Here is a 21,764-nt window from a genome sequence, read left to right on the forward strand (position 1 = left end):
GAGCAGGACCTGGTCGCGGAGGTAATGCGGATCACCGACGGCCGCGGCGCGCGCATCGCCTTCGACCCGGTCGCGGGGCCGCAAGTCGAAACACTGGCGCAAGCGATGAGTCAGCAGGGCCTGCTTTTCATCTATGGCAATCTCAGCGGTCAGGAGACGCCGTTCCCGGCCTTGGTAGCGATGAACAAGGCCCTGAGCGTGCGCGGCTACACGCTGTTCGAACTGACCGGTGATCCGCAACGCTTGGCGCCTGCGCAAGCCTTTATCACGCGCGGCCTCGAGGCCGGACAGCTGAAGCCGATCATTGCCAAGACCTTCCCCTTCGAGCAGATCGTCGAAGCGCACCGTTACATGGAATCGAACCAGCAGTTCGGCAAGATCGTCGTCACGGTATCTCGGTAGAGGCAGTTCGTGAAAGACCAGGAGAGGGCAGAGTCGCCTTTCCCGCGACTGCGGAAATGACTCGACGCTGCCCCTTCATCCCCGCCACGCTGGAGCTGGGCGGCAAATCGGCGAATATCGCGTTGGGCTTACTGGAATACGTCACGCATGGTGATGTCGTCGTAACAACAGGAGGTACGTCATGGTCAAAGTAGCGTTGTTCGTTCGTCTGGAAGCAAAGCCTGGGAAAGAGAAAGAGGTAGAGAACTTTCTCTTGAATGGCCTTCCAATAGTGGAGGAAGAGCCAGCCACTACGGCGTGGTTCGGAATCCGCTTGGGGCCGTCCACCTTTGGCATCTTTGACGCCTTCCCGGATGAAGCAGGTCGGCAGGCTCATCTTTCGGGCAAGGTCGCAGCGGCGCTTATGGCAAAGGCTGCCGAGCTGTTTGCCAAACCGCCGTCAATCGAGAAGGTTGACGTCCTGGCGGCCAAGCTACCCGGCTAAGCAAACCCAACAAGGCGCTCCAGTCGCGTCCCTGCCGCTTTGCGGCGGCAGGGACGCGACTGGGCTTGGACGTCCACCGGCCTGTTCTAAACGGAGCGCTCGAGAGGTGCCTGTCCAGGCACTAGCATCTATTTATCTACAAACGCAAATATATAGGTAGTTACACATGAAAGATTCCATTCTTTTCGAAAGCACCACGCTGGGCCCCTACAGCCTGAAAAACCGCATCGTCCTGCCGCCGCTGACCCGTTCGCGTAGCTCGCAGCCAGGCAACATTCCCAATGACCTGATGGCGACCTACTACCGCCAGCGTACCGGTGCCGGCTTCATGGTCACCGAGGGCACCCAGATCGAGCCGCGCGGCCAGGGCTACGCCTGGACCCCGGGCATCCACAGTGCCGAACAGATCCTCGGCTGGCGCAAAGTGACCGATGCGGTACACGCCGAGGGCGGCACCATCTTCGCTCAGCTCTGGCATGTCGGCCGGGTCTCGCACACCTCGTTGCAACCCAATGGCGAAGCCCCGGTGGCGCCATCGGCGATCCCGGCCGAGGGCGTCAGCGTATTCATCGAGACAGGTCCCGGCACCGGCGCCCTGGCGCCGCCTTCGATGCCACGTGCACTGACCACCGCCGAGGTCAAGGAGCTGGTACAGCTCTATGCACAGGCCGCTCGCAACGCCCTCGACGCCGGTTTCGACGGCGTGGAAATCCACTCCGCCAACGGTTATCTGATCAACCAGTTCATTTCCGCGCACAGCAATCAGCGCGACGACGAGTACGGCAGCTCGTTGCAAAATCGCCTGCGCTTCCTCCGTGAGGTGACCCAGGCGGTGGCCGCGGTGGTCGGTAAAGACCGGCTCGGCGTGCGTTTCGCCCCGTTGTTCGCCAGCACCGACGAGGCCCGCGTATATCTCGGCCTGGTCGAAGAAAACCCACACGAGACCTATGTCGAAGCGGTCAAGGTGCTGGAAGAAGTCGGCATCGCTTACCTGTCGCTGGCCGAGGCGGATTGGGAAAACGCACCGGAGCTGCCGGAAAGCTTCCGCAGCGCGGTGCGCGAGGTCTTCAGCGGGCGCATCCTCTATGCCGGCAAATACACCGCCGAGCGAGGCAAGCGTGTGCTCGAGGCGGGCTGGGGCGATCTGGTCGCCTTCGGCCGTCCGTTCATCGCCAACCCGGACCTGCCCAAGCGGATTGCCAATGGCTGGCCGCTGAACCCGGTCGATCCGGCCAGCATGTACGGCGGAACCGCTGTCGGCTACACCGACTATCCGACCTATGGCGGATAGTCCGCTCGAGGTGCCGGCCCCCGAGCGATACGGTTCGGGGGCCGGCGCATTGTCGGTTGAGCGGGCATATCGTAATATAGCAAAAAATAGTTATCGTGCGTGACCTATGAGTATCGACGTAAGCGAAGCGCTGAAGGCGCTAGACAACCCAACACGCCTGAACATCCTCAGTTGGCTGAAGGATCCGCGTCATCATTTCCCCGAGCAGGAGGTGGATCCTGAGCAGGTCGGTGTCTGCGTGAGCATCATCCAGGATCGGGTAGGCCTGTCGCAGTCGACCGTCTCGCTGTATCTCGCTGCCTTGCAGCGGGCGCAACTGGTGACCTCACAACGCATCGGTCCCTGGACTTATTACAAACGCCATGAGCAGAACATCGCGGCGTTCCAGGTGGCCTTGAAAGCGCTGATTTGATGCCTGCTCGCAGGCGTTTTTTCAGCCCTTCAAAATCTATATTTTGAAATATGTAGGAGAGAAGATGTTAACTCCGAATTCCATTCCCTATCAGCAACAACCTGGCTTTCAGCACACCTACCGCCAAGGCCGCCTGAGCCTAGGTCTTTTCTTCCCCCTCGAAGCCTTTACCGGCGATACGCCGAGTATGCTCGACCAAGTGAACCTGGCCCAACGCGCCGAGAAGCTGGGTTTCTCTGCCCTCTGGTTTCGCGACGTGCCGTTACGCGACCCCAGCTTCGGTGATTCGGGCCAGGTCTTCGATCCCTGGGTCTACCTGGGTTTTATGGCGGCACACACTCGCTCGATTGCGCTGGGCACCGCGTCGGTCATCCTGCCAATCCGCAATCCCCTACACACCGCCAAGGCCGCAACTAGTGTCGATCAGCTCAGCGGTGGCCGCCTGTTACTCGGCGTGGCTTCCGGTGACCGTCCAGTAGAGTTTCCGGCATTCGGTGTCGACCCGGAGCAACGCGACAGCCTGTTCCGCGAATACCTCAAGGTATTTCGCGAGGTTCAGCGCAGCAGTTTCGTGCCTTTGACCTGGTCCGGCGGCACGCTTGAGGGGGCCGATCTGATTCCCAAGCCGACGACGGCGGAAATTCCTTTCTTCGTCACCGGCCATAGCCGCCAGACGCTGGAGTGGATCGCCCGCTGCAGTCATGGCTGGATCAGCTATCCGCGTGCACCGAAGACTCAGCAGCTGATTGTCGAGGACTGGCGCAAGGCGGTTCGTGCCGAATGTGGTGAACTGTTCAAACCCTTCACCCAGTCGCTATACATCGACCTGACAGATAACCCGCAGACACCACCTCGGCCGATCCACCTGGGCTATCAACTGGGGCGACATCACCTGATCCCGCTGCTGCACAGCTTGCAGGAGATCGGCGTTAACCATGTGATCATCAATTTGAAATACGGCCAACGCCCCGCAGGTGAGGTCATTGAGGAACTCGGTCAGTTCGTTCTACCTGACTTCGTCATGTCAGCATAAGCCGGCGTGGTGAGGCATCAAATCATTATCCGTGGGGATTGCTCATGAGTTTCAAGGCAGTATTGCTTAACAAGGACCAGCAGGGGTTCTCTGCTCGTGTGACTGAGCTTGGTTGATACCACGGCCGCTGGCGATTCGTTCAACGCGGGTTATCTCGCCAGCAGGCTGGACGGCGGCACTCCACAACATGCAGCTGCCGAAGGCCATAGGCTGGCCGGGCGGGTGATTCAGTATCCGGGGGCATTGATTGCAAGGGAGGTGATGCCGGATTGACAACATGTAGCCGTTTGACTCCGGCCGGAATGGCTCAGGTAACGTCGCGGTGAAGCTGGTAGGCGATGCTACGCAACGGCACTGATAATCAACCGGATCGGGCAACTGCCTGACCCATTCATCCCGAAAGAAGCACCCTCATACCGCGATTGCGAAGCAACCCGAACAATAGTAAACCGGTCGAACCGGCGTCGGCAAAACCCTCGAATGACCAGGTGCGTAAAGTACGTAATAGCAATTGGGAACCGACGCGCGAATAGCCCATCATGGCTCTGCTGGTGCAGATGTCACTCGTCTATCAGAGGTCGGTGACCAACCCTCCGCAGCCCACGTGACCTATCAAAGGGTCAGCGAAGTACCATCAAATAGACACCGCAGGCGAGTGCCATTAGCCCAGCCGGGATGGCCAGCAAGGAGATCCGGTCGATCAGCTTGGACTGATAAATGACATCGGCGAGGTCGTCTGTCTCTGCGGATGCACGTCGCTTCAGTACGGGCACAAGGCACAGTGCATTGCCGAGAACAGCGATGCCTCCTGCCACAACTTTTAGGGCATAAATGCCGTCGAAGCGCGCAGGCTCGATGAGCAGCAATCCGGTCACCAGCACCACGCTGAAGGCGGGCATCTCGAAGAACAGATCGATCTGGCTGTGCAGCCTGGCGACTGTGAAGCCCTGACTCCGACTCTGTGCTCGGGTGCGTTCAAGCAGGTACTCGACCGCTACGACGCCCAGCCAGAAGGCCACGGCGAAAAGATGTAGTTGAAGCAAAAGGTTAAATCGCATGGTGTTCTCCTCAGTCCCTGATCAAACCTGGCGTCTTAGTTGGTGCATCGGAGCGTCTGTCGGGATGATCGCGCTCAAGAAAGCGACGCAGCCCCTCGCGGGTCTCGGGTTGATGGATGGAACGGTTGAAGCACTCCGCCTCGATGCGCAAGCCCTCAGCCAGGGGTTGACCATAGCCGCGGATCGCGGCCTCCTTGTCCGCGCACATGGCGGGTTGAGGGAGGGCACAGAGGAATTTGGCCAGTTCCATCGCACGCTCCAGTGAGCGCCCTTTGGGGACCACTTCATTGGCCAAGCCGATGGTGAGGGCTTCAGAGGCCGAGATGACCTTGCCTGTCAGGATCAGCTCCATTGCCCTGCCCAACCCCACGATGCGCGGCAGGCGTTGGCTGCCGCCATCGGCCAGGCCAATGTTCCAGCGGCGACAGGTCACACCGAAGGAGGCGTGCTCCTCGGCGATGCGCATGTCTGCGAAGCAGGCCCATTCCAGGCCGCCGGCGTAGGCAGCGCCATTCACAGCAGCGATCACGGGCTTGTAGATGTCCGTCCAACGGCTGGGTCCGAGAATACCCGGGCGCTCGCCGCGGTCGTGCGCAGCAATCTCGTCCGCGGTGGAAGGCACCAGGTCAAATCCTGCCTCAAGGTCTCCACCGGTACAGAAAGCTTTGTCGCCGGCACCAGTGATGATCGCAACCAGAGCACTCTGGTCATCCCGGAAACGTGTCCAGGCCTCCACCAGCTCCAAGTGGGTGGTTGGCCCAATGCAGTTGCGCTTGTCTGGGCGATTGAAACGGATGACCCTGATAGGGCCGTGTGTCTCGTAGTCGATTTGGGTAAAAGCCATAGCAGCTAGCCCTCTTGTTATTGTTCTGTGCGGATGATCAATGCCACGCCACGCGCTGATTGAGCGGGAAGCGCAACCGTGGGTTGTAGACCGCGCGTTCTCCCGGCATCCCGACCGCCAGCAGCATGACTGGGATTGCGCCTTTCGGAACGGGCAGCACCTGCTTCAGACGCTTCTCATCGAAGCCCTCCATGGGGCAGGTGCTGTAGCCGTGGCTCTGGAACGCCAGCATCAGGTTCTGCGCCGCCAGCGCTGTCGACTTCACGGCCCAGAGTCGCATCTGTTCCAGGCTATTGGGCGTGCGCATGACGGGGCGCCTGAAGCCCATCAGCCTGACCATCTGTCGTTTGAGCAAACCGCGCCAACCCAACCAGCCCTGGTTGTACTGGAATGGGGCGCTGTTCTTGTAGAAATGCTCAATCGCCTTGGGCACAGCGGGTTCTGGCCAAAGCCTGAGTACATCGGCACATGCCTGTTCCCAGGTGTTCGAATGTGCGAACACGGCAATGATCAGCGGTGCTTTCGCAGCGCTCTGGCCCAAACACACAGGCTGCAGTTGTTGCAGGAGATCGGGATTGCGTACGACATGAAAAGACCAAGGCTGCAGATTGCATGAGCTAGGTGCCAGCATTGCCAGCTCCAGGCACTCCTGGATAACCGCCTTGGGCACCGCTTCGGCCGTGAAACGTCGCACTGCGCGCCGACTTTCGACCAGTGAGCGGAATACCTTGGCGGATGCAGAAAACTCTGTGCGTGGCGCGGTGGTGCTCATCAGCGGCATCCCGTGCCAGCGCGACTTTGCGTCGTTGTACTGTTGCTCTGCGCCGCAAACCAGTTGAGCACCTCGTCCCAGGCATCCGTAGCTGAAGCCCGGAAATACCCCATGTGACCGATGGGGTGCTTTTTCGTCTCGGGATGGAGATCACGCGTCAGCAACGGAGCATTGCGATAACCCTTGAGGAAGGCGTCTCGCGAGGCAGGAGGCGCCCATGGGTCATCCACCGCATTGGCGAAGACGCAGGGCATGCGGACTTCTGCATAAAGGCTGGCGACCGGAGCCATTGAGGGATCGTCGAAGAAGTAATGGGGGTGGGCACACCAGCGCCGCCAGTCTTTGTAGACACCCAGCGGCAGGTCATCGCCCATCCCCAGCATGCTCCAGGCCATGTAGCCCTTGTACGCGACGATCAGCGGCAGAACACAAGACCACAGCAGGCGAACCTTGAAGGCTTCAAGCCTGGGCATCCACCCGGCCCATCCGGCGCCAGTACCGAAGCAATAGGCAGAAGTGATCTTGTGATGATTGGGCAGCAAGCCCAGAGCATGCCCACCAAAGGAGTGGCCGACCCAGAACAGCGGAGTCCTGCCATCGTCCATGTGCTCAACGGCTGCTGCCAGATCGCGAAAGCCCCAGTCCAGGTAGGACATCTCGAAACCTTTCAGGGATGTGGGCCTGGACTCTCCGATACCTCGGTAATCGACAGTCAGGACGTTGAAGCCTTGTTTACTGGCATGCTCGGCGAAGCGGCGGTAGAAACGCTGTTGCACACCGGTCGCACCGGCCATGATCAGGTTGCCCTTCAGATTGCCCTGTGCTGAATAGCGGGTGGCGGCGAGGCGGTAGCCGTCGTCGGCCACTAGCGTCAGTTGATCAATCACCGAGAAGGTGGCGGCTGAATTAGGCAGAGTCATTCAGAGCACTCCTGCTGTTCTGCGCCAACCAGTTCTTTTCGGAGAATCTTGCCCACATTGCTCTTGGGCAAGTCGTCTCGGAAGATGATGCGGCGGGGACGCTTGTAGCTGACTAGATACTTTTCGCAGTGTGCGATCACGTGGGCCTCATCCAGATAGGGTTGGCGACGAACGACGTAGGCGATGGGTATTTCTCCGGCCTTCTCGTCAGGAGCCGGCACGACCGCCGACTCCATCACCCCGGGGTGAGCATTCAGAACTCGCTCGATCTCCGAAGGGAAGACTTTGAATCCCGAGGAAATGATCATTTCCTTTTTGCGGTCGACCAGGCGCAGATAGCCGTCCGGGTCGAAGAGACCGATGTCCCCCGTGCGGAAGAAGCCATCGCTGGTGAATGCAGACGCGTTTTCTTCGGGCCGTCGCCAGTAACCGGCCATGATGGCGGGGCTGCGCACACATATCTCGCCGGCACCGACGGTGACCTCGTCGTCATTCTCGCTTCGTAGGGAAATTTCAATTCCCGCTACTGGCAAACCTACCGAGCCGGGGCGGGAGCGTCCGGCCGGGTTGCAGGAAATCAGTCCGGTTTCAGTCATACCGTAGGCTTCGGTGATATGGCAGCCAGTGATCCGGTGCCAGAACTTGGCCGTGGACTCGCTGACCGGCATGCCCGCACCGAGGCAGAGAGCGAGGTCCGTGAAGTCCTGCGAGTGAAATTCTTCGTTCTCCAGGAGCGAGTTGTAGAGGGTGTTGACGCCGGGGAAACTGCTTATGCGGTGCCGGGACCACTCTTTGACAAACGCCGTGGTATCGCGTGGATTCATCACCAATACCGCTTTACCGCCTTTGGTCAGGGTGAAGAGCAGATTGCCCAGGCCGAGAATGTGGTAGAGCGGCACCGCGAGCAGCAACACGTAATCCGGCTCGGCCCTGCCTAAAAGATGCGGACGCAGAGCCGAATGCTGTTGGCCAACGTTGAACAGCAAAGCCCGATGACTGATGGGCACTCCTTTGGGCTGCCCTGTAGTGCCACCGCTATAGATTATGAAGGCCGTCTGCTCGGCTGTAATGGGCGCGCGTTGACTTAGTTTGGTCGCACGAGTCGCTACGACCTTGCGCCAGTCGACGGCTCCTTCTATGCGGGTGAACTTACTACCCAAGCGTCGATGAGCTACCCAATTAACCAATGTCCGTCGCCAGCCTAGTTGATCACCTGGGGCGACTTGCACAGCAATACTTACACCGGCCTTGAGCATGGCCTGCTGGACACCCTGGCCCATGGGTTCGAAGAGAAATACAGCTTTGACTTCACTGTCCTTGAAAACCTGCGCCAGCTCCTGCGGCGTATACAAAGGGTTCACACAGACGGCGATCAAACCCGCCCGGATTATTCCCAGGCACGCCACCGGATGGGCGAGCATGTTCGGCAAAGCGACTGCAACCCGAGCTCCCGGTTGCAGCCCCTGGTTGATCAACCAGGTCGCTACCGCAGCACTCAGATTCTGTAATCGCTCGTAGCTTATGTTGGCACCCATTGCCGACACGGCCGGGGCTTTAGGCGTTTTCATAGCGCTACGCTGCAGCAGCTCTTCTATGGTGCAAACCCCAAGGTCAGCAAGCTCGCTGCCACTCTGCCGGGTACTGACTAACTTCAGTTTCTCATTATCTTTTTTATTTGAACGATTCATCTGTGGTCCGCCCTAGCAGAGTTGGATCTGTTCGAGCAGCCCAAGACGCGATGCATTGCGCTTCAGCTTTTCGATAAGTGAAGGAACACGTACTTCGGCTTCGGAAAAATACAGACGGGCCAGGGCAGGTTTGCTTCTGAGGAATTTTTCATCAGAAGTTGACGGCGCGGCGGCATCCGCGATCCATGCCCACAAATAGCCAAAAACAACGGTACCCAGCAGTTCAAGGAAGTCCGGCGCAACCAAACCCACAACGTCCCGGTTGAAAACCGTATCGACCGATAGTTGCTGAACCAATGGTTCGAACTCGGCCCCCCATGACGCCAAGGTCGTGACGACCCCTTCCAGTCCTGGACGCTGGCGCAGACGCTCGGCTAGCGCGGGGATGTGGCTGAGGAAGATCCCCAAGCGCTGTCCCTGATCGCTCAGGGTCTTGCGCCCCAGCAAGTCCAGAGACTGGATGTAGTTTGTGCCTTCATAGATCGGACAGATGGCCGCATCGCGCAGCAGCTGCTCCATGCCGGTTTCGACGATGTAACCGTGCCCACCGAACAGCTGGAGAGCGGACGAGATATGTGTACCCGCGTGCTGAGACAGGTAGCCCTTGACGATGGGGGTCAACAACTCTGCCAGCTGTGAGGCCTGCTTACGTCGCGCGTCATCCGGGTGGCAACGCGCTTCATCAAGCAGGGTGCCGACCCAGGCGCAGAGCAAGCGTGCTGGCTCAATAAACAGCCGCTGCTGAACAAGGCTCGACTTGACGCCAATATGACTTAACAGAGGGTCAGCGGGTTGATCGGGGTGCGTGGCACCATTCAGCGCGCGGCCTTGCAAGCGCTCCTGGGTGTAGCGCAGCGCGTTCTGGTAAGCGACCTCGGTCAAACCTACGGTTTGGACACCGACGGCGAGCCGTGCGCTGTTCATCAGCAGGAACATGCAGGCAAGGCCACGGTTCAATTCGCCGACGCGGTAGCCCCTGGCATTCTCGAATGCCAGGGCGCATGTGGCGTTGGCACGAATGCCATGCTTGTGCTCAAGCGCGATGACCGACACCCCGTTGGCTGAGGCAGGAACCTCCAATTGGTATTTCGGCACGACGAATAGGCTGAGGCCGCCAGTACCTGCCGGGGCCCCTTCCGTTCTGGCGAGCACCAGGTGAACGATGTTCTCGGTCAGGTCGTGATCGCCGTTCGAGATGAATATCTTGGTTCCACTCAGGAGGTAGGAGCCGTCCGACTGTGTGACTGCAGTCGTGCGAATCAAACCAAGATCGCTGCCAGCCTGAGGCTCGGTAAGGCACATGGTGCCAAGCCATTCGCCACTGGCTAGCTTGTCGGAAAACAGGGATCGAACCCGCTCATCGCCGAATCGGTCGACACAACGGAGAACACCTTCGCGCACGTTGGCGAAAATGCTGAAAGACAGGTTGGTGGAGGCGAGCATCTCGTCAAAAAAGACACCTGCCGTTCCTGGGAAACCTTGCCCCCCAATGGACAGTGGGACCGTCAGAGCAGGCCAGCCGTTCTCCTGAAACAGGCGGTAAGCTGACTTGAAGCCCTGTGGGGTTTTGACCCCACCCTGTTCAAGCCTGCAACCCTCGGCATCGCCGCTGCCGTTCAAGGGCAGCAGTTGCTCTTGGGTGAGCTCGGCACCGACCTCCAGAGTGGCCCTGAACAGGTCGGCGTCGATATGGTGGTGCTCTGGCAGCAGAGGCAACAGCTCTGAAAGTCGAAGAACCTTGTGAGCGAGGAAGTTGAACTCCTCCAGTGGTGCTTGGTACTGCAGCATCTCTTGCCCCTGCCTTATTGGTTAACGACCTTTGAACACCGGTTCGCGCTTCTGCATCATCGCCATGACGCCTTCACGCACGTCTTCGCTCTTGATCAGCGTGAACAGCAGTTCGTTGAGCTTGGAGAGCGCAGCATCGTCACCCTCGTCGCGCGCCTGGAAGGCAGACTGCAGGGTGGCCTTGATGGCCAGCGGTGCGGCTTTGGCGATGCGCTCGGCGTACTCGATGGCGCGCACCAGCTCTTGGCCGGACTCAACGACCTCTGTCAGCAGACGCATACGCAGAGCATCGTCAGCACCGAACTCTTCACCGGTCAGCATGTAGCGCATGGCATCGGTCCAGCCGGCAGCTTGGGTAAAGCGCACGGTGGAACCGCCAGATGGCGGAATGCCGCGCAGTACTTCCAGGTGAGCGAAGCGGGTGTTGCTGGCGGCGATTGCGATGTCGGCGTTGAGCACCAGCTCGATGCCCGCGGTCCAGCAGGTGCCTTGCACGGCGAGGACCACTGGTTTGGTGCGGCGCGGCTTCGAGACACCCCACGGGTCGATACCCTCGTCCGGGTACTTGAAGCCGCCCGAAGCCAGCTTCGGCGTCAGCTCCATTAGATCAAGGCCTGCCGTGAAATGGTCGCCGTGGGCGAACACGACGGCGCAGCGCATTTCATCGTTGCGCTCGAATTCACCCATGGCCAGGGCCAAGTCATTGAGCATGGCGCTGTCGAAAGCATTGCGTTTGCCGGCCCGGTCGAGGCCGATAAGGAACAGATGACCACGCTGCTCTCGAGTGACGCGACCCGGACCGCTGTTTGCTTCGCTCATGAGAGCTTCTCCTGACTTTATGAGGGGCTGCCTGGTTTTTTCCAAGCTGAAGATACTTACCGAATGTTCGGTTAGCTGAAACTAAACAAACATTCGGTAACCGTCAAATTGTTGCAGCAAGGCTTATGACGTAGAATCAGCGAGGATTATCGAGAGCAGGTTTACCCCGTGCGCCCATTGAAAGTATCCCGCGATGAACTGCTGCAGCGCTGCGCCAACACTTTTAAGCGTCTCGGCTACCACGGCACCACCATGGATGCCTTGTCGGTTGCTTGCGGGCTGACCAAGGCGTCCTTCTACCATCACTATCCCAACAAGGAGTCGCTTCTGAGGGATGTGCTGGAGTGGACCCATGGGCGCTTGAAGCAATCGCTGTTCTCCATCGCTTTCGATGAAAGCCTGACTCCTCAGGAGCGACTCACAAGCATGGGGCGCAAGGCAAAGAAACTCTTCCAGGACGACTCGATTGGATGCTTGATGGGTGTTGTGGCAGTCGATGCCGCTTATGGGAAGGTCGATCTCATGAAGCCGATTCGGCACTTCATGGATGACTGGGCCGCCGCATTCTTCAAGCTCTACAGCGTCGGGCACAGCCAGGAGGACGCGCAGAATCTGGCGCGACAGCTGGTGGCTGATTTCGAAGGGGCTATTCTGCTGGCTCGTATCTATGGCGATCCGAGATACATAGATGCGGTCACTGAGCGTGGACTGCGGCAGCTGGAGCCCGCGGGTGCTGGTGGCTAGGCCAGTTCCCGTGCAAAACTCCGTTTCACTTCCTGCCAGATAAGGTCGAGCGGTGCCGCGCTGCGCGCGGCTCGGCACAGGGCAACAGAGCCCTCGATAGAGGCAATGGCCAGCAGCGCCAGGCTGCGTGAGCGAACGTCGGTCACTCCGGCCTCCTGCAGCGACCGGCCGACAATCTCCTGCCACTCACCAAAGATAGCGTTGGCTTGATCCAGTAACTGCAGCTGGATCTGAGCTTCGAGCTCCGGTTCAGGCTCGCCGCGCTGGTCGGAAGAGTACTGCTCAACCGCCACGGCCAGCACTGCACAGCCGGCTTGGAAGGCTGTCTCTTCAAGCGTTTTTCGCCACAAGGCAACGAAGAGCTCCATGCCTTTCACAGGGCCATGTTTGCTCAGCAGCTGTGCCAGCGGCTCGCTGACTTCCCGGCCGGCGTGCTCCACGGCTGCTTCGAGCAGTTGGCGCTTACCGCCAGGGAAGTGGTGGGTGATGGAGCCGCGTGGCGTGTTCGAGTGGCGCACGACCTCGCGCATGCTGGTTGCAGTCATCCCCTTGCGGCGCAGTAGATCCGCAGCGCCGACGATCATTCGGTCACGAGTGGAAGTAGTCATCTTAATAAATTATGCCATCTGTCATATTATGGTGTAGCCTCAGGCTCGACTATGCCACTTGTCATAGTCGTACATCCACCTATTCCGCTACGAGGCACCGAAAAGATGACTGCTCGTCCTAAGCTCCCCAATCCGATCGATTCTGTAGTTCTGGCATCGTTGGACACTCCCGATGGATGGCTTGAGTACCCGCTGGGCAATGATGTGATCGAGGGCAATCCGGACACTCGGATGAAGCTCTTGCGAACCGTTGGCGTGAAAACCCCGCACAAGTCCGTGGCGTTCTTCACCTCTCGTCCTGCGAAGTTTCATTGGCGCTTCGAAAACGATGAGGCTTTTGTGCTGATCGAAGGTCGTATCGCAATCACTATGGACACTGGTGAGAGGTTCGAAATGGTTGCGGGGGATGCCGTATCGATTCCGGCTGGGCACACGGGGGTCTGCGAGGTCTTCGAGTTCAGCCGGAAATTCACCGTGGTTACCAGTGGAATCGCTGATTAACGGTAGACCTATGAAGGTGACCATGTCTCTGTAGCCGCGTACGCTGGAAAAGACATCATCGACTCGGTCGGTGGGTGTTCGTAGGTTGAGGACAACACGGCACCGAGTCGATCACCCAACAGATTCCAGGCGCGTTTCTTCTCTTCGGCATAATCGTGATGCAGATAGTGTCGCCTCACCCGGGAGCCGGCAAGCACATGGTTCTGACATCGATCAATGACGTCCAGGCTGACCCCCAAGGCCTGCATCATGGTCGCGCCTGTGCGGCGTAGGTCATGCGGTGTCCAGTCGCCATTCTGGCCGTCGGCAAGCACCAGTGTATCGTCATGGCGACGTCTGGAGAGGGCTTTGCGGTTTTTGAATCGGGCCTGGCGGTCACCCACCTGCTTACTCACCACTTTCACGTCCACATGCCCATCATCCTGCTTGTTCGGAAAGCACCATTGAGTATCGCCCGTCATGGTCTTGAGTTCCTGAAAGAAGTGCAGGGCAAAGGGTGAGAGGAAAACATAATGGTCTTGTTTTTTGCGCCGGCTGCCTTTGACGTTCCCGCTCGGGATGAACCAGGTATGGTTCTCCAGATCGACATTCTTCCATTCGGCCTGAAGCAGTTCACCGATCCGGCATAACGTTCCCAAACAGATCCAAAGCGCAAGTTGGGACTCTGGTTTCAGGGGGCGAATTCCACCGTACTTCTCGCCGGCAGGTAGCGCTGCATAGTCGGTAGTCATTTTCTGAAAGCGTTGGTGTAATTCTTGAAGTTCGGTGGAGGAGAGGGTCCGAGTACGTTCCTCTTGGTAGTCACTGGGTACAAGCTTATCGATTTCGACCAAGTCTGCTGGATTTCCGTCGATCAGCAGTGTTCGCCATGGCTGTCGTTTCTGGGCCCATCCAAACATCTGAACGATATCCGAAAAAAGACTAATGGCTTGGCGAGTAGCGCCGCGAGCCATGACGGAACGCACCAGACCCCGCAGGTCATGCTCACTGACTGTACTGATGACTTTTGAGCCAACGGCGGGGTAAAGATCTTTCGCGAATTTTCTCCGTAGCTCGGCATTACCATCCTTTCGTGCCACACCATCGCGAAGCCATTCTCCCGCTAGGTCTAGCAGCGTTAGCTCCATAGATTTTTGCTGATCGGCTTCTGCGAGTTGTGCAGCCAGCTCCGCTTTCAGTCTGACCTTCCCTGCGCGCTTGTTCTCATTAGGATTGATCCCTTTTGCTAAAAGGTCTCGTGCTTCGTTGCGCTCCTTGCGGATTTCGGTCAACGACTTGTTTGGCCAGGTACCACACGAGAAGCGGGTGTAAATCCTTTCCCAGCGAAACTGGAAGTAAAAGGGGATGGCGATACCTTTTTTGCGGAGTGAAACCCTGCCCGCGAGGCTGCCTTCGTCGCGTATGATGATGCCGACATCCTGCTCGGTCAGTGCTTCCAATTCCTTGGCAGTGAGCTTGGCCATAATCAACCTCCTGATAAGTTTACTCCCACATTTACTCCCACTAATTCGTCAGCTAAGGGTAGATCAGGATAGAGGTCGTTGGAAGAGTGAAGCGCTCAAAGGCCTTGTTTTACTGGGTTTGAGGATTCTATAGGGGCGCAGCGCGAACCAGGGATGCATAATGCATAACTGAATGGGGTGCTAGGGGTCGAGTGTTCGAATCACTCCGTCCCGACCATATTTTTCAATGACTTAGGCCAATGTTCGCGCATTGGCCTTTTTCATGCGTAGGGACTTTTGCGGGGGTTCATGCAGTTTTCCTCCTCAGGATGGTCAGTGCCGGTCCGCGAGAATCGGTTGCTGACACTTTGTTCGCCTCTGTAATCAGCTGCTCGAGCTCTGCTGTAGAATAGTGGCTCGTAACGCTACCATTCTTGTGCCCCAAGAGCGCCTTCCGATCTTCCAGTGTCACGCCCGCCGCACGAAGCCTTCTGCCAAAGGTGTGCTTAAGGTCGTGAACTCTGATCGATCTGAATCCGGGGTGAGCCGGTGATTTGTGTTCCGCTTCCCATTTCGCCGCCGCTCTCACCCTGGCCTTCTTCCACGCTGTGTCATTCATCCGGTGCATCGCGGTTGGTCCGCGCTCGTCCGTCTGCCCGTACGGGAAGACGTAGGTCGGATGCAGACCGCGCTGTCCGTCGATGACCGACATCGCCACCTTGTTCAGCACCACCAGCCTCTCGTCACCATTCTTCACGCCGGACTTTTCATTCCTCCCGCCGAAGTCAGCGGGAATCAGGAACACACTCGCTTCCAGCTCCGGAACCCGGATCTCCCAATCCCATTGCAGCTTGCAAACTTCCTGTTCCCGCGAACCTGTATTCACCTTGTAAAGCGACATCCTCAAAAGGTGATCAGGGATCTCAGAGAACAGCGTCGACTGCTCTGCCCACGACATTGGGTAGGGCTTTCTGCTCGACTTCCTTTCCTCCAGCATCGAGATCATCGGCACGCTATCCAGCCACGGCCGCTTCTCTGCATCTCGCCACTTCCTGTGGCACAGGTTCAAGATCCGAACGACACGCTGCAAGGCGATGTTTACCGTCCGGTTCGATACGCCTGGCTTCACCTTCCCGCTCTTTGTCGTTGTAGGTTGCTGCCGGTCTCGCTTAAATGCAGCCAAGGTCCCGTCGTCTATATGAGTTATCGGCAGATCACCGATATACGGGTCCAGCTGTTCAATGTGCGATGCGGACAAGCTGATAGATGCCTGATCCTTGAATTCCACCAAGAACCGAGTCGCTGCCTCGCGCCAGGTGCGAACCTGGCGCACTCCGTAGACTTTCTCCTGCCTGAGCTTTTCCAGACGGTGGATCAAGTACTGCTCGGCTTCTTCCCTCTCGCTTGATCCAGTGCTTTCTTGAAGTCGCTGACCTCGGACGACTTTGTCGATGTGCCAAATCCCGTTCCTCTCGTAGAGGCCGGAGATTGTTTTTCGCGCCATTTATTGACTCCTTGGCGCCCACTGCGGGGCTGATTGTTGTCCTGATTGGCCGCTTTTTCAATTGCCATGGACTCGACATAGGCGTCTGCCCACTGGTCCAGCTCGATCCGGTCGAAGCCGATGCCCTGTTTCCCGATCGGGAATTCCCGAACATTTGGTCTGACTGTCTTGTTGAATTCATCCCGGCACATGCCGAGGTAGCCATAGGCTTCGCCGGCGCGAATGAAGCGCGGGAGGATGGGCGCGACCTGGGCCGCGCTTCGATTTGACATGGGGTACTCCATGCCGCGCGTGGCGGCAGAAGGTGGTTGTTAGAAATTCGGCTGCTGGTGGTATGGCGGCGGGGATGGCTGGAGTTTCTTCTTGGCTGGCTTTAATGAGTCGTCGAGGAAGTCACCAAACTCCCAAATCATGTTGGTTATGGCGAGTGCTCTTGCGCGAGGACCGCCGACTGACTTGAGCCCGGAGCTCAAAATGTTCCACGCCGTACCTTTGGTCATCCCGGGATTTACGGCACTGACTTGCTCCCAGTTGGTGATCCCGGCTTTTGCACCCTCGAACATGGTCTCCAGCTGATCAGTGGTTATGGTTTCTGCGATGCGCTTTGCGTCAGTTTTGTTCATGGCATAGCTCCGCCCGCCGTTCACCGGCAGGCTGGTGGTGGAAGAGGGGTTAGGCTTGGAACTGGTAGCCGACAGAAACCAGCGCGGCGCCGGCTTCGGTGGAGAACATCAGCTGAGTCTTGCCGGGAGCGCCCCAGCTTTCGTACGAGACGTCGACCCACCAATTGCCGAACTTGCGATAGGGCTTGCTGAGTACGGCGGTGACGTAGCAGTCGACGAGGTTCATGGGTTCAGCTCCAGGGGCCAGCCCTTTGGCAGATAGTGAGCAACGGCTTCGCGGGCTTCATTCAAAAGGAATTCCACTGCGCGAGGGTTGCAGATTTCGGCGCTCCGAAGTTTCTTCGCGACCATCACGGCCAGGCTGCGCAGCGCCTCGTTTTCGGCAATCAAATCGAGGACAACCGCAGGATTCGCGGCGGCGATAAATTCGGCATTCCTCTCGAGCTGGCCAGGCTCCATCCATTCCGCGCCACAGCACATCACGATCTGGCTCTGCGCGCTGCCGTTGATAAAGTCCTGCAAGGGCCCGCCACGGATGACGCCACCGTAGCGTTTGTTCGCGACTTCCCACGGCCCTGGTGTCGCTAACTCAGCCATCTGCTTCAGCAATAAATGGTCGCTCATGAGTACACCGCTGCAACAGAGAGGAAGAGAGCGCCCCAGAGGCAGGCGCTCATGGCTGCGGCTTTGAGCATCATGGCGTCACCTGCTTGCGGTAGCCGGCGTCATGTATCGCGCCGAACAAGGTGTCGAGGTATTTGTTGGACGTTGGCATTAGTTCATGCGAGCGTGAATCGAATACCTTCTTCAATTCACTGATTGCCCGGTCGCGTTCTGCCTCGGCGATCTGCTCCTTCGTGGGCCGAAAGCATTTGGCGATTGCCACGCCACCCACTTGGCCAGCAGCATCAATAAATGCGGCCAGCTCAATACCGCGGTCATCCGTGAAGTTCGAGTAGACCTTCACTTTGGCGCCTTCTGGGTAACGGTTAATCAGATACTGGGTGCTGGCAGCTATTTCGCAAATGGTTCCAGGAGGCGGAAGCCCATCGCCAAACCATGGCCTGTGCATTTCTTCAGACATGGGAATCCTTTGCCGCTATAGCGGCTAACTTTGAGTTAATGAAAAGTGAGGGGGAGGGGCGGGAATCAGGATTATCTGGGGGGAGTGAAGATTTTCTGTGGAAGAGTACAGATGTGCTCCTACTGGATCTGATGTTCGCGCTCAAGCATTTCATCCAGCTCCGGGTACCCTGGTCGGGCCGGTGGGTAAGCCGGAGCTGTCATCGCCTGGTCAATGGCGGCGCGAAGGTTCTCCCTGTAGTCCTCACCGATCACACGCTCAGTCGGCTTATCCATCCAGTGGCCGACTATCTCGATGTTGATGTTGCTGTCGCCGGCATCTCCGTTGGGGCTGCTGTCGAAGCGAACATCCCAGCAATTAGATTCGAGGGCATCGAGACGGGCCTTGTCTTGCGACAGCTCATCAATCCGCTGATCCGCTGCGTTCAGGCGCAGCTGCAGGGCATCACGCTCGGCGGTGAGTCTCGCAACCTTGCCCGCATCAGGATGGGTGTAGAGCAAGAATTCGCCGCCGCTCGCCCGACATTCATCCAGCCATCCGGCGCGGACGAAGGACAGTGCGTACTCGCCCTGCCCACCCCAAAGCTTTTCAGCTTCCAGCTTCATCACAGGCTGCGTATGCTCTTCCGGCGCTGCAGGCGCCGCGCCGATCATTGCAGCCCAGCAGAGTTTCGCGCGGAACGCCGCTTGCTGGCAGCCGCTCATCTCTTGGTACTGTTCCCACACTTCCTCATCGGTAAAGCACGCATCCGGCTCCGATTCAAAACCGTTGATCACCATGGTTTCGGTTGGCTCGACCGGCACCAGCTTCCACTGATTGTTCATCATGCAATCTCCATCGATACCAGATCATGGGCATTCACAACTGTCATGCCGAGGCGTTCAGCGATCAGCACTTCGAGGCGGGCGCCCTTTGAATGCTCCCAGCCCGGGAGCGTGGCCACGGTGTCGCAGTTCATCAGGGCGGCAATATCGCGGCGCATGCAGTCGTTCCACGAACCGCCGTCCGGGTTCAGCTCGGCGGGGTTGGTGACGGTGTGGCCGTCTGCGCGCAGGTTGGCGGTCATTGCGGCGAAAGCTGGGAAGTTAAGGCCGGGCAGGCCGGTCATTGGCCCGCTGAGGTAGATGCGCTTCATGCGGCCTCCGCAGCTGGCCTGAACACGCATTTGCAATCATCAAACTGAGCGATGATTTTGCCAGCGGCATCGAAGTACTTCACGTTCCAGGTTGGATGGCAGTTGTGCGTGTGCTTCCCGTACTGCAACTGGTTGGCAAACTGAACGTCGAGATTGGCGGAGCCGTTCATCCCGACAATCGTCCCGAGGTCTCCATCCACCTCAACCATCATGCCCAGCTTGGCGAACTCGATGCCGCGGCACCGGATCATGGCGTCGACGAACAGCTGGGCCTTTGTTTTCTTCAGGATTCGTTTTTCTGTGGGCATGGGGCGTCCTATGCCGGGTCATGCCCGGGCGGTGGAGTGGGTCAGAGGTTTTCGAATGTTCGAGCGTGCGCCGGGAAGTCGAGTCGCTGCTGGATGCCAAGCATCAGCGTGCTGACCTTGGTGCCTTTGAGGAAAACCGTGGCCGGCGGCAGCTTCACGTCACAGGGAAGCACCTGCTCGCCGCGGGCCAGCGATTCTTCAACGTGTCGCGCCATCTCCGACCAGACGTGAATCTCAAGCCGGACCTCTGCGCGCACGGCTTCGATGATCCACATCGGAACGGTGACCAAGCGCTCGTCGCGCGGGCGTGATGCTTTTTCTGTAGGCATGACGGGATCCTCGCCGGCTGGCGTGATTCGTTGAAGTGGGGTATTTGTTCGTCGAATAATATTTTCGAGGACGTATGCTGAATGGTTACTTTTTGGGTGCCGCTTATATTGGCGATCGCTGGCGCAGCAGTCGGCGCTTACTTTGCAATCGTAAGAACAAAACGAGAGAAACTATGGACTGAGCGCTATGAGAGGATCGGCTCGGCTCTTGAAAAAACAGATCTAATCCACCGTTTTCTAGATAGTGAAGTTAATGGTGAGCACCAAATTCACGGCCTTACTAAGCATGAAAAGCAAGAGCTGGATGCCAACTGGCCCATGGCCAGGTACAAGCTCGCGACAGACATCATTATGTTGGAAATGCTTTTTACTGAAGAAGAGTTCGACGAAACCTCGAAGCGCTGGACAGGATTGCAAAAAAAACTCTTCTCTCTTATTGAAGACTCATCGACGCATGATGCGCATGAATACGTAAGGGAGGCGCGCACAAAGGCTGAAAAGCTCCAGGCTTCGTTGATCGAGCTATCCAGGCGTAACTGCCTTGGTTGGTTTTGATCGTGAATCAGGCCCGCCATTCGTGAGCGGTGGTGGCAATTTGGTTTGGGTTGGGGTATTACGAGTCACCGGCATGGAGCCGGATCAAGGAGCTCAAAATGACAAATGAAGAAATTGCTTACAGGCAGGCATGCATCGCTTTCATGGCTGAGGCGCTAAAGGCAGGCGTTGACACCGACGCGATTCTGAATCGTGCTAAGGCAGGCCTTCTGGGTAACGCAATTTATCGGTGGGTGGAACATCCACACGTGACCAATTCGATCGAGGCTCTGGACGAGTTCCACGCCGGGGCGAAGACAGCTTTGGCTTAGGCTAGGTAGTCAGTCTTGCCACTTTTATGGTAATCGGCACGGATCGAGTCGAACTTGACGTTACGCATAGCGTTTCGAAAGGCTTCAGGATCTTTCATGTTGCCGCCCACACTCTTCAGTGCTGCACCAATCAGACGCGCCGTGTCATAGGTCTGAGCGGCATACACCGTTGGCACGCGGTTGTATTTTTCGCTGAAGGCTTTGACGAACGCCTGGTTGGCCGGGTTGTTCGATCCAGGGTTCCACAAGGTCACGATGTTCATGCCTTTGGCGACATCGCCGGTGGCGGCGAGCATGCGTTCGTCCATGGAGAACACAGGCACCACCATCGGAATGGTTTTGCTCAAGCCCGAGCTGCCGTATTGCTTGGCGAAGTTGATGCCTGCTCCGCCGGGATGGAACTCGAAAATCGCATCCGGCGCCAGCGAACGTACCCGGGCCAGTTCGACCGAGAAATCCAGCTGGTTGAGCTTGGTGTAGATCTCGGTGACCTCACCTTTGTACGTGCGCTTGAAGCCTTCCAGCGCATCGCGTCCGCCCTGGTAGTTGGGGGCGAGGATGACCATCTTTTTGTAGCCCAGGTCGTTGGCCGCGACACCGGCCATTTCATGGATCGTGTCGTTCTGGTACGAGGCGACGAAGTAGTTGGGTTTGCACTGTTTGCCGGCCAGGCTCGACGGGCCGGTGTTGTTGCTGATGTAGAAGCCGTCCTTGGTCGCAGTGTTGACCACCGCCGCCAGCACATTGGAAAAGATCACCCCGGTGTACAGCGAAATACCGTCCAGGCTCATGCGGTCGATGATCTGCTTGGCGCGGGCCGGTTGCAGCCCATCGTCCTCGACCAGCAGGCTGACGGGCACACCGCCGAGCTTGCCGTCCTCCTGATCGATGGCCAGCTGGAAGCCATCGCGTGAGTCTTCGCCCAGATAACCGGCGGGCGTCGAGAGGGTGGTGATAAAACCGATGCGCACCGGGTCCTGGGCTTGAGCCAGCAGACTGGCCACGCAGCTGGCCGCCAGCAATGTACCCACGAGTAGTTTTTTCATAATGCCGCCTTTAGTGAAGTCCGCATCGCGCGAGACGTAGTTGTTAGTGGAGGGCAGTAAAAA

General features: G+C 58.1%; 29 protein-coding genes and 1 pseudogene. 10 read left to right on the plus strand and 20 right to left on the minus strand.

All coding sequences use genetic code 11. The features are described 5' to 3' along the window. From F8N12_RS00005 to F8N12_RS00030, 6 genes and pseudogenes are all read left to right on the plus strand, one after another. The coding region (locus tag F8N12_RS00005) for a zinc-binding dehydrogenase (protein WP_150578557.1) at positions 1-402 on the plus strand (402 nt) is incomplete at its 5' end. 181 nt (positions 403-583) lie between these two features. Beyond that, positions 584-886 (plus strand): putative quinol monooxygenase, encoded by a 303-nt coding sequence (locus tag F8N12_RS00010; protein ID WP_150578558.1) that lies wholly within the window; start codon positions 584-586, stop codon positions 884-886. Positions 887-1,052: 166 nt separating this feature from the next. Then, a complete protein-coding gene (locus F8N12_RS00015; RefSeq protein ID WP_032902060.1) occupies positions 1,053-2,177 on the plus strand; it encodes an alkene reductase in 1,125 nt (374 codons plus the stop codon). A gap of 106 nt (positions 2,178-2,283) precedes the next feature. Further along, on the plus strand, positions 2,284-2,589 hold the full coding sequence (locus tag F8N12_RS00020; RefSeq protein ID WP_017735055.1) for an ArsR/SmtB family transcription factor: 306 nt from the start codon (positions 2,284-2,286) through the stop codon (positions 2,587-2,589). Between the two features lie 64 nt (positions 2,590-2,653). Then, the gene (locus F8N12_RS00025; RefSeq protein WP_044275553.1) at positions 2,654-3,622 is read left to right on the plus strand and encodes an LLM class oxidoreductase; all 969 of its coding nucleotides are present in this window, start codon (positions 2,654-2,656) and stop codon (positions 3,620-3,622) included. A 108-nt stretch (positions 3,623-3,730) separates the two neighbouring features. After that, positions 3,731-3,895: pseudogene (locus F8N12_RS00030) on the plus strand (PfkB family carbohydrate kinase); the annotation flags it as partial. A 347-nt stretch (positions 3,896-4,242) separates the two neighbouring features. Here the strand turns inward: F8N12_RS00030 and F8N12_RS00035 are convergent. The 7 genes from F8N12_RS00035 to F8N12_RS00065 are packed head-to-tail and all read right to left on the minus strand — an operon-like array spanning position 4,243 to position 11,511. Continuing rightward, positions 4,243-4,680 (minus strand): hypothetical protein, encoded by a 438-nt coding sequence (locus F8N12_RS00035; protein ID WP_032902057.1) that lies wholly within the window; start codon positions 4,678-4,680, stop codon positions 4,243-4,245. Positions 4,681-4,690: 10 nt separating this feature from the next. Beyond that, positions 4,691-5,524, minus strand: a complete 834-nt coding sequence (locus F8N12_RS00040) for an enoyl-CoA hydratase/isomerase family protein (RefSeq protein WP_150578559.1) — start codon at positions 5,522-5,524, stop codon at positions 4,691-4,693. Between the two features lie 37 nt (positions 5,525-5,561). Next, positions 5,562-6,296 carry a nitroreductase family protein gene (locus F8N12_RS00045; RefSeq protein WP_032902085.1) on the minus strand — a complete coding sequence of 245 codons (735 nt, stop codon included), beginning with the start codon at positions 6,294-6,296 and terminating at the stop codon, positions 5,562-5,564. After that, positions 6,296-7,216 carry an alpha/beta fold hydrolase gene (locus F8N12_RS00050; RefSeq protein WP_032902053.1) on the minus strand — a complete coding sequence of 307 codons (921 nt, stop codon included), beginning with the start codon at positions 7,214-7,216 and terminating at the stop codon, positions 6,296-6,298. Before F8N12_RS00050 ends, F8N12_RS00045 begins: the two co-directional genes overlap by 1 nt. Next, a complete protein-coding gene (locus tag F8N12_RS00055) occupies positions 7,213-8,904 on the minus strand; it encodes an AMP-binding protein (RefSeq protein ID WP_032902052.1) in 1,692 nt (563 codons plus the stop codon). The genes F8N12_RS00050 and F8N12_RS00055 overlap by 4 nt, the downstream gene beginning before the upstream one ends. A 12-nt stretch (positions 8,905-8,916) precedes the next feature. Continuing rightward, positions 8,917-10,692, minus strand: coding sequence for an acyl-CoA dehydrogenase family protein (locus F8N12_RS00060; protein WP_050587209.1), 1,776 nt, complete (start codon positions 10,690-10,692; stop codon positions 8,917-8,919). Between the two features lie 21 nt (positions 10,693-10,713). After that, positions 10,714-11,511: a crotonase/enoyl-CoA hydratase family protein gene (locus F8N12_RS00065; RefSeq protein ID WP_032902051.1), complete on the minus strand. Its 798-nt coding sequence runs from the start codon at positions 11,509-11,511 to the stop codon at positions 10,714-10,716. A gap of 168 nt (positions 11,512-11,679) precedes the next feature. Between F8N12_RS00065 and F8N12_RS00070 the strand changes: the two genes are divergently transcribed. Further along, positions 11,680-12,255 carry a TetR/AcrR family transcriptional regulator gene (locus tag F8N12_RS00070; protein ID WP_032902049.1) on the plus strand — a complete coding sequence of 192 codons (576 nt, stop codon included), beginning with the start codon at positions 11,680-11,682 and terminating at the stop codon, positions 12,253-12,255. Here the strand turns inward: F8N12_RS00070 and F8N12_RS00075 are convergent. Beyond that, positions 12,252-12,839 carry a TetR/AcrR family transcriptional regulator gene (locus F8N12_RS00075; RefSeq protein WP_077748055.1) on the minus strand — a complete coding sequence of 196 codons (588 nt, stop codon included), beginning with the start codon at positions 12,837-12,839 and terminating at the stop codon, positions 12,252-12,254. The two genes, F8N12_RS00070 and F8N12_RS00075, sit on opposite strands and share 4 nt — an antisense overlap. Positions 12,840-12,968: 129 nt before the next feature. Between F8N12_RS00075 and F8N12_RS00080 the strand changes: the two genes are divergently transcribed. Next, on the plus strand, positions 12,969-13,364 hold the full coding sequence (locus F8N12_RS00080; protein WP_050587208.1) for a cupin domain-containing protein: 396 nt from the start codon (positions 12,969-12,971) through the stop codon (positions 13,362-13,364). Between the two features lie 8 nt (positions 13,365-13,372). Here F8N12_RS00080 and F8N12_RS00085 read toward each other — a convergent pair whose 3' ends face one another. From F8N12_RS00085 to F8N12_RS00130, 11 genes are all read right to left on the minus strand, one after another. Continuing rightward, positions 13,373-14,827 (minus strand): tyrosine-type recombinase/integrase, encoded by a 1,455-nt coding sequence (locus tag F8N12_RS00085; RefSeq protein ID WP_150578560.1) that lies wholly within the window; start codon positions 14,825-14,827, stop codon positions 13,373-13,375. Positions 14,828-15,113: 286 nt separating this feature from the next. Then, the gene (locus F8N12_RS00090) at positions 15,114-16,295 is read right to left on the minus strand and encodes a tyrosine-type recombinase/integrase (protein WP_224787649.1); all 1,182 of its coding nucleotides are present in this window, start codon (positions 16,293-16,295) and stop codon (positions 15,114-15,116) included. Beyond that, a complete protein-coding gene (locus F8N12_RS27715) occupies positions 16,181-16,582 on the minus strand; it encodes a hypothetical protein (protein ID WP_224787637.1) in 402 nt (133 codons plus the stop codon). The genes F8N12_RS00090 and F8N12_RS27715 overlap by 115 nt, the downstream gene beginning before the upstream one ends. A gap of 39 nt (positions 16,583-16,621) precedes the next feature. Continuing rightward, complete coding sequence (locus F8N12_RS27720; protein WP_224787638.1) at positions 16,622-16,933, minus strand: hypothetical protein; 312 nt, start codon at positions 16,931-16,933, stop codon at positions 16,622-16,624. Positions 16,934-16,982: 49 nt separating this feature from the next. After that, on the minus strand, positions 16,983-17,159 hold the full coding sequence (locus F8N12_RS27555; protein WP_191623080.1) for a hypothetical protein: 177 nt from the start codon (positions 17,157-17,159) through the stop codon (positions 16,983-16,985). Further along, the gene (locus F8N12_RS00105) at positions 17,156-17,542 is read right to left on the minus strand and encodes an ead/Ea22-like family protein (protein WP_150578563.1); all 387 of its coding nucleotides are present in this window, start codon (positions 17,540-17,542) and stop codon (positions 17,156-17,158) included. Before F8N12_RS00105 ends, F8N12_RS27555 begins: the two co-directional genes overlap by 4 nt. An 85-nt stretch (positions 17,543-17,627) precedes the next feature. Continuing rightward, positions 17,628-18,017, minus strand: coding sequence for a hypothetical protein (locus tag F8N12_RS00110; protein WP_150578564.1), 390 nt, complete (start codon positions 18,015-18,017; stop codon positions 17,628-17,630). A gap of 119 nt (positions 18,018-18,136) precedes the next feature. After that, a complete protein-coding gene (locus tag F8N12_RS27725; protein ID WP_224787639.1) occupies positions 18,137-18,844 on the minus strand; it encodes a hypothetical protein in 708 nt (235 codons plus the stop codon). Beyond that, complete coding sequence (locus tag F8N12_RS00120; RefSeq protein WP_150578565.1) at positions 18,841-19,152, minus strand: DUF4406 domain-containing protein; 312 nt, start codon at positions 19,150-19,152, stop codon at positions 18,841-18,843. Before F8N12_RS00120 ends, F8N12_RS27725 begins: the two co-directional genes overlap by 4 nt. Beyond that, a complete protein-coding gene (locus F8N12_RS00125) occupies positions 19,149-19,460 on the minus strand; it encodes a hypothetical protein (protein ID WP_150578566.1) in 312 nt (103 codons plus the stop codon). Before F8N12_RS00125 ends, F8N12_RS00120 begins: the two co-directional genes overlap by 4 nt. A gap of 41 nt (positions 19,461-19,501) precedes the next feature. Continuing rightward, entirely contained in the window at positions 19,502-19,789 is a 288-nt protein-coding gene (locus F8N12_RS00130; protein ID WP_150578567.1) for a hypothetical protein, read from the minus strand. Positions 19,790-19,870: 81 nt separating this feature from the next. On the opposite strand from F8N12_RS00130, the gene F8N12_RS00135 reads away from it, so the two are divergent. Further along, positions 19,871-20,344 (plus strand): hypothetical protein, encoded by a 474-nt coding sequence (locus tag F8N12_RS00135; protein ID WP_150578568.1) that lies wholly within the window; start codon positions 19,871-19,873, stop codon positions 20,342-20,344. Between the two features lie 98 nt (positions 20,345-20,442). Then, a complete protein-coding gene (locus tag F8N12_RS00140) occupies positions 20,443-20,655 on the plus strand; it encodes a hypothetical protein (protein WP_150578569.1) in 213 nt (70 codons plus the stop codon). On the opposite strand, the gene F8N12_RS00145 is transcribed toward F8N12_RS00140, so the two are convergent. Continuing rightward, a complete protein-coding gene (locus F8N12_RS00145; RefSeq protein ID WP_224787640.1) occupies positions 20,652-21,701 on the minus strand; it encodes an ABC transporter substrate-binding protein in 1,050 nt (349 codons plus the stop codon). The two genes, F8N12_RS00140 and F8N12_RS00145, sit on opposite strands and share 4 nt — an antisense overlap. Between the last annotated feature and the right edge of the window lie 63 nt (positions 21,702-21,764).

Origin of the sequence: Pseudomonas fluorescens, assembly GCF_902497625.1 — a bacterium.
Classification (GTDB): Bacteria; Pseudomonadota; Gammaproteobacteria; order Pseudomonadales; family Pseudomonadaceae; genus Aquipseudomonas; species Aquipseudomonas fluorescens_BQ.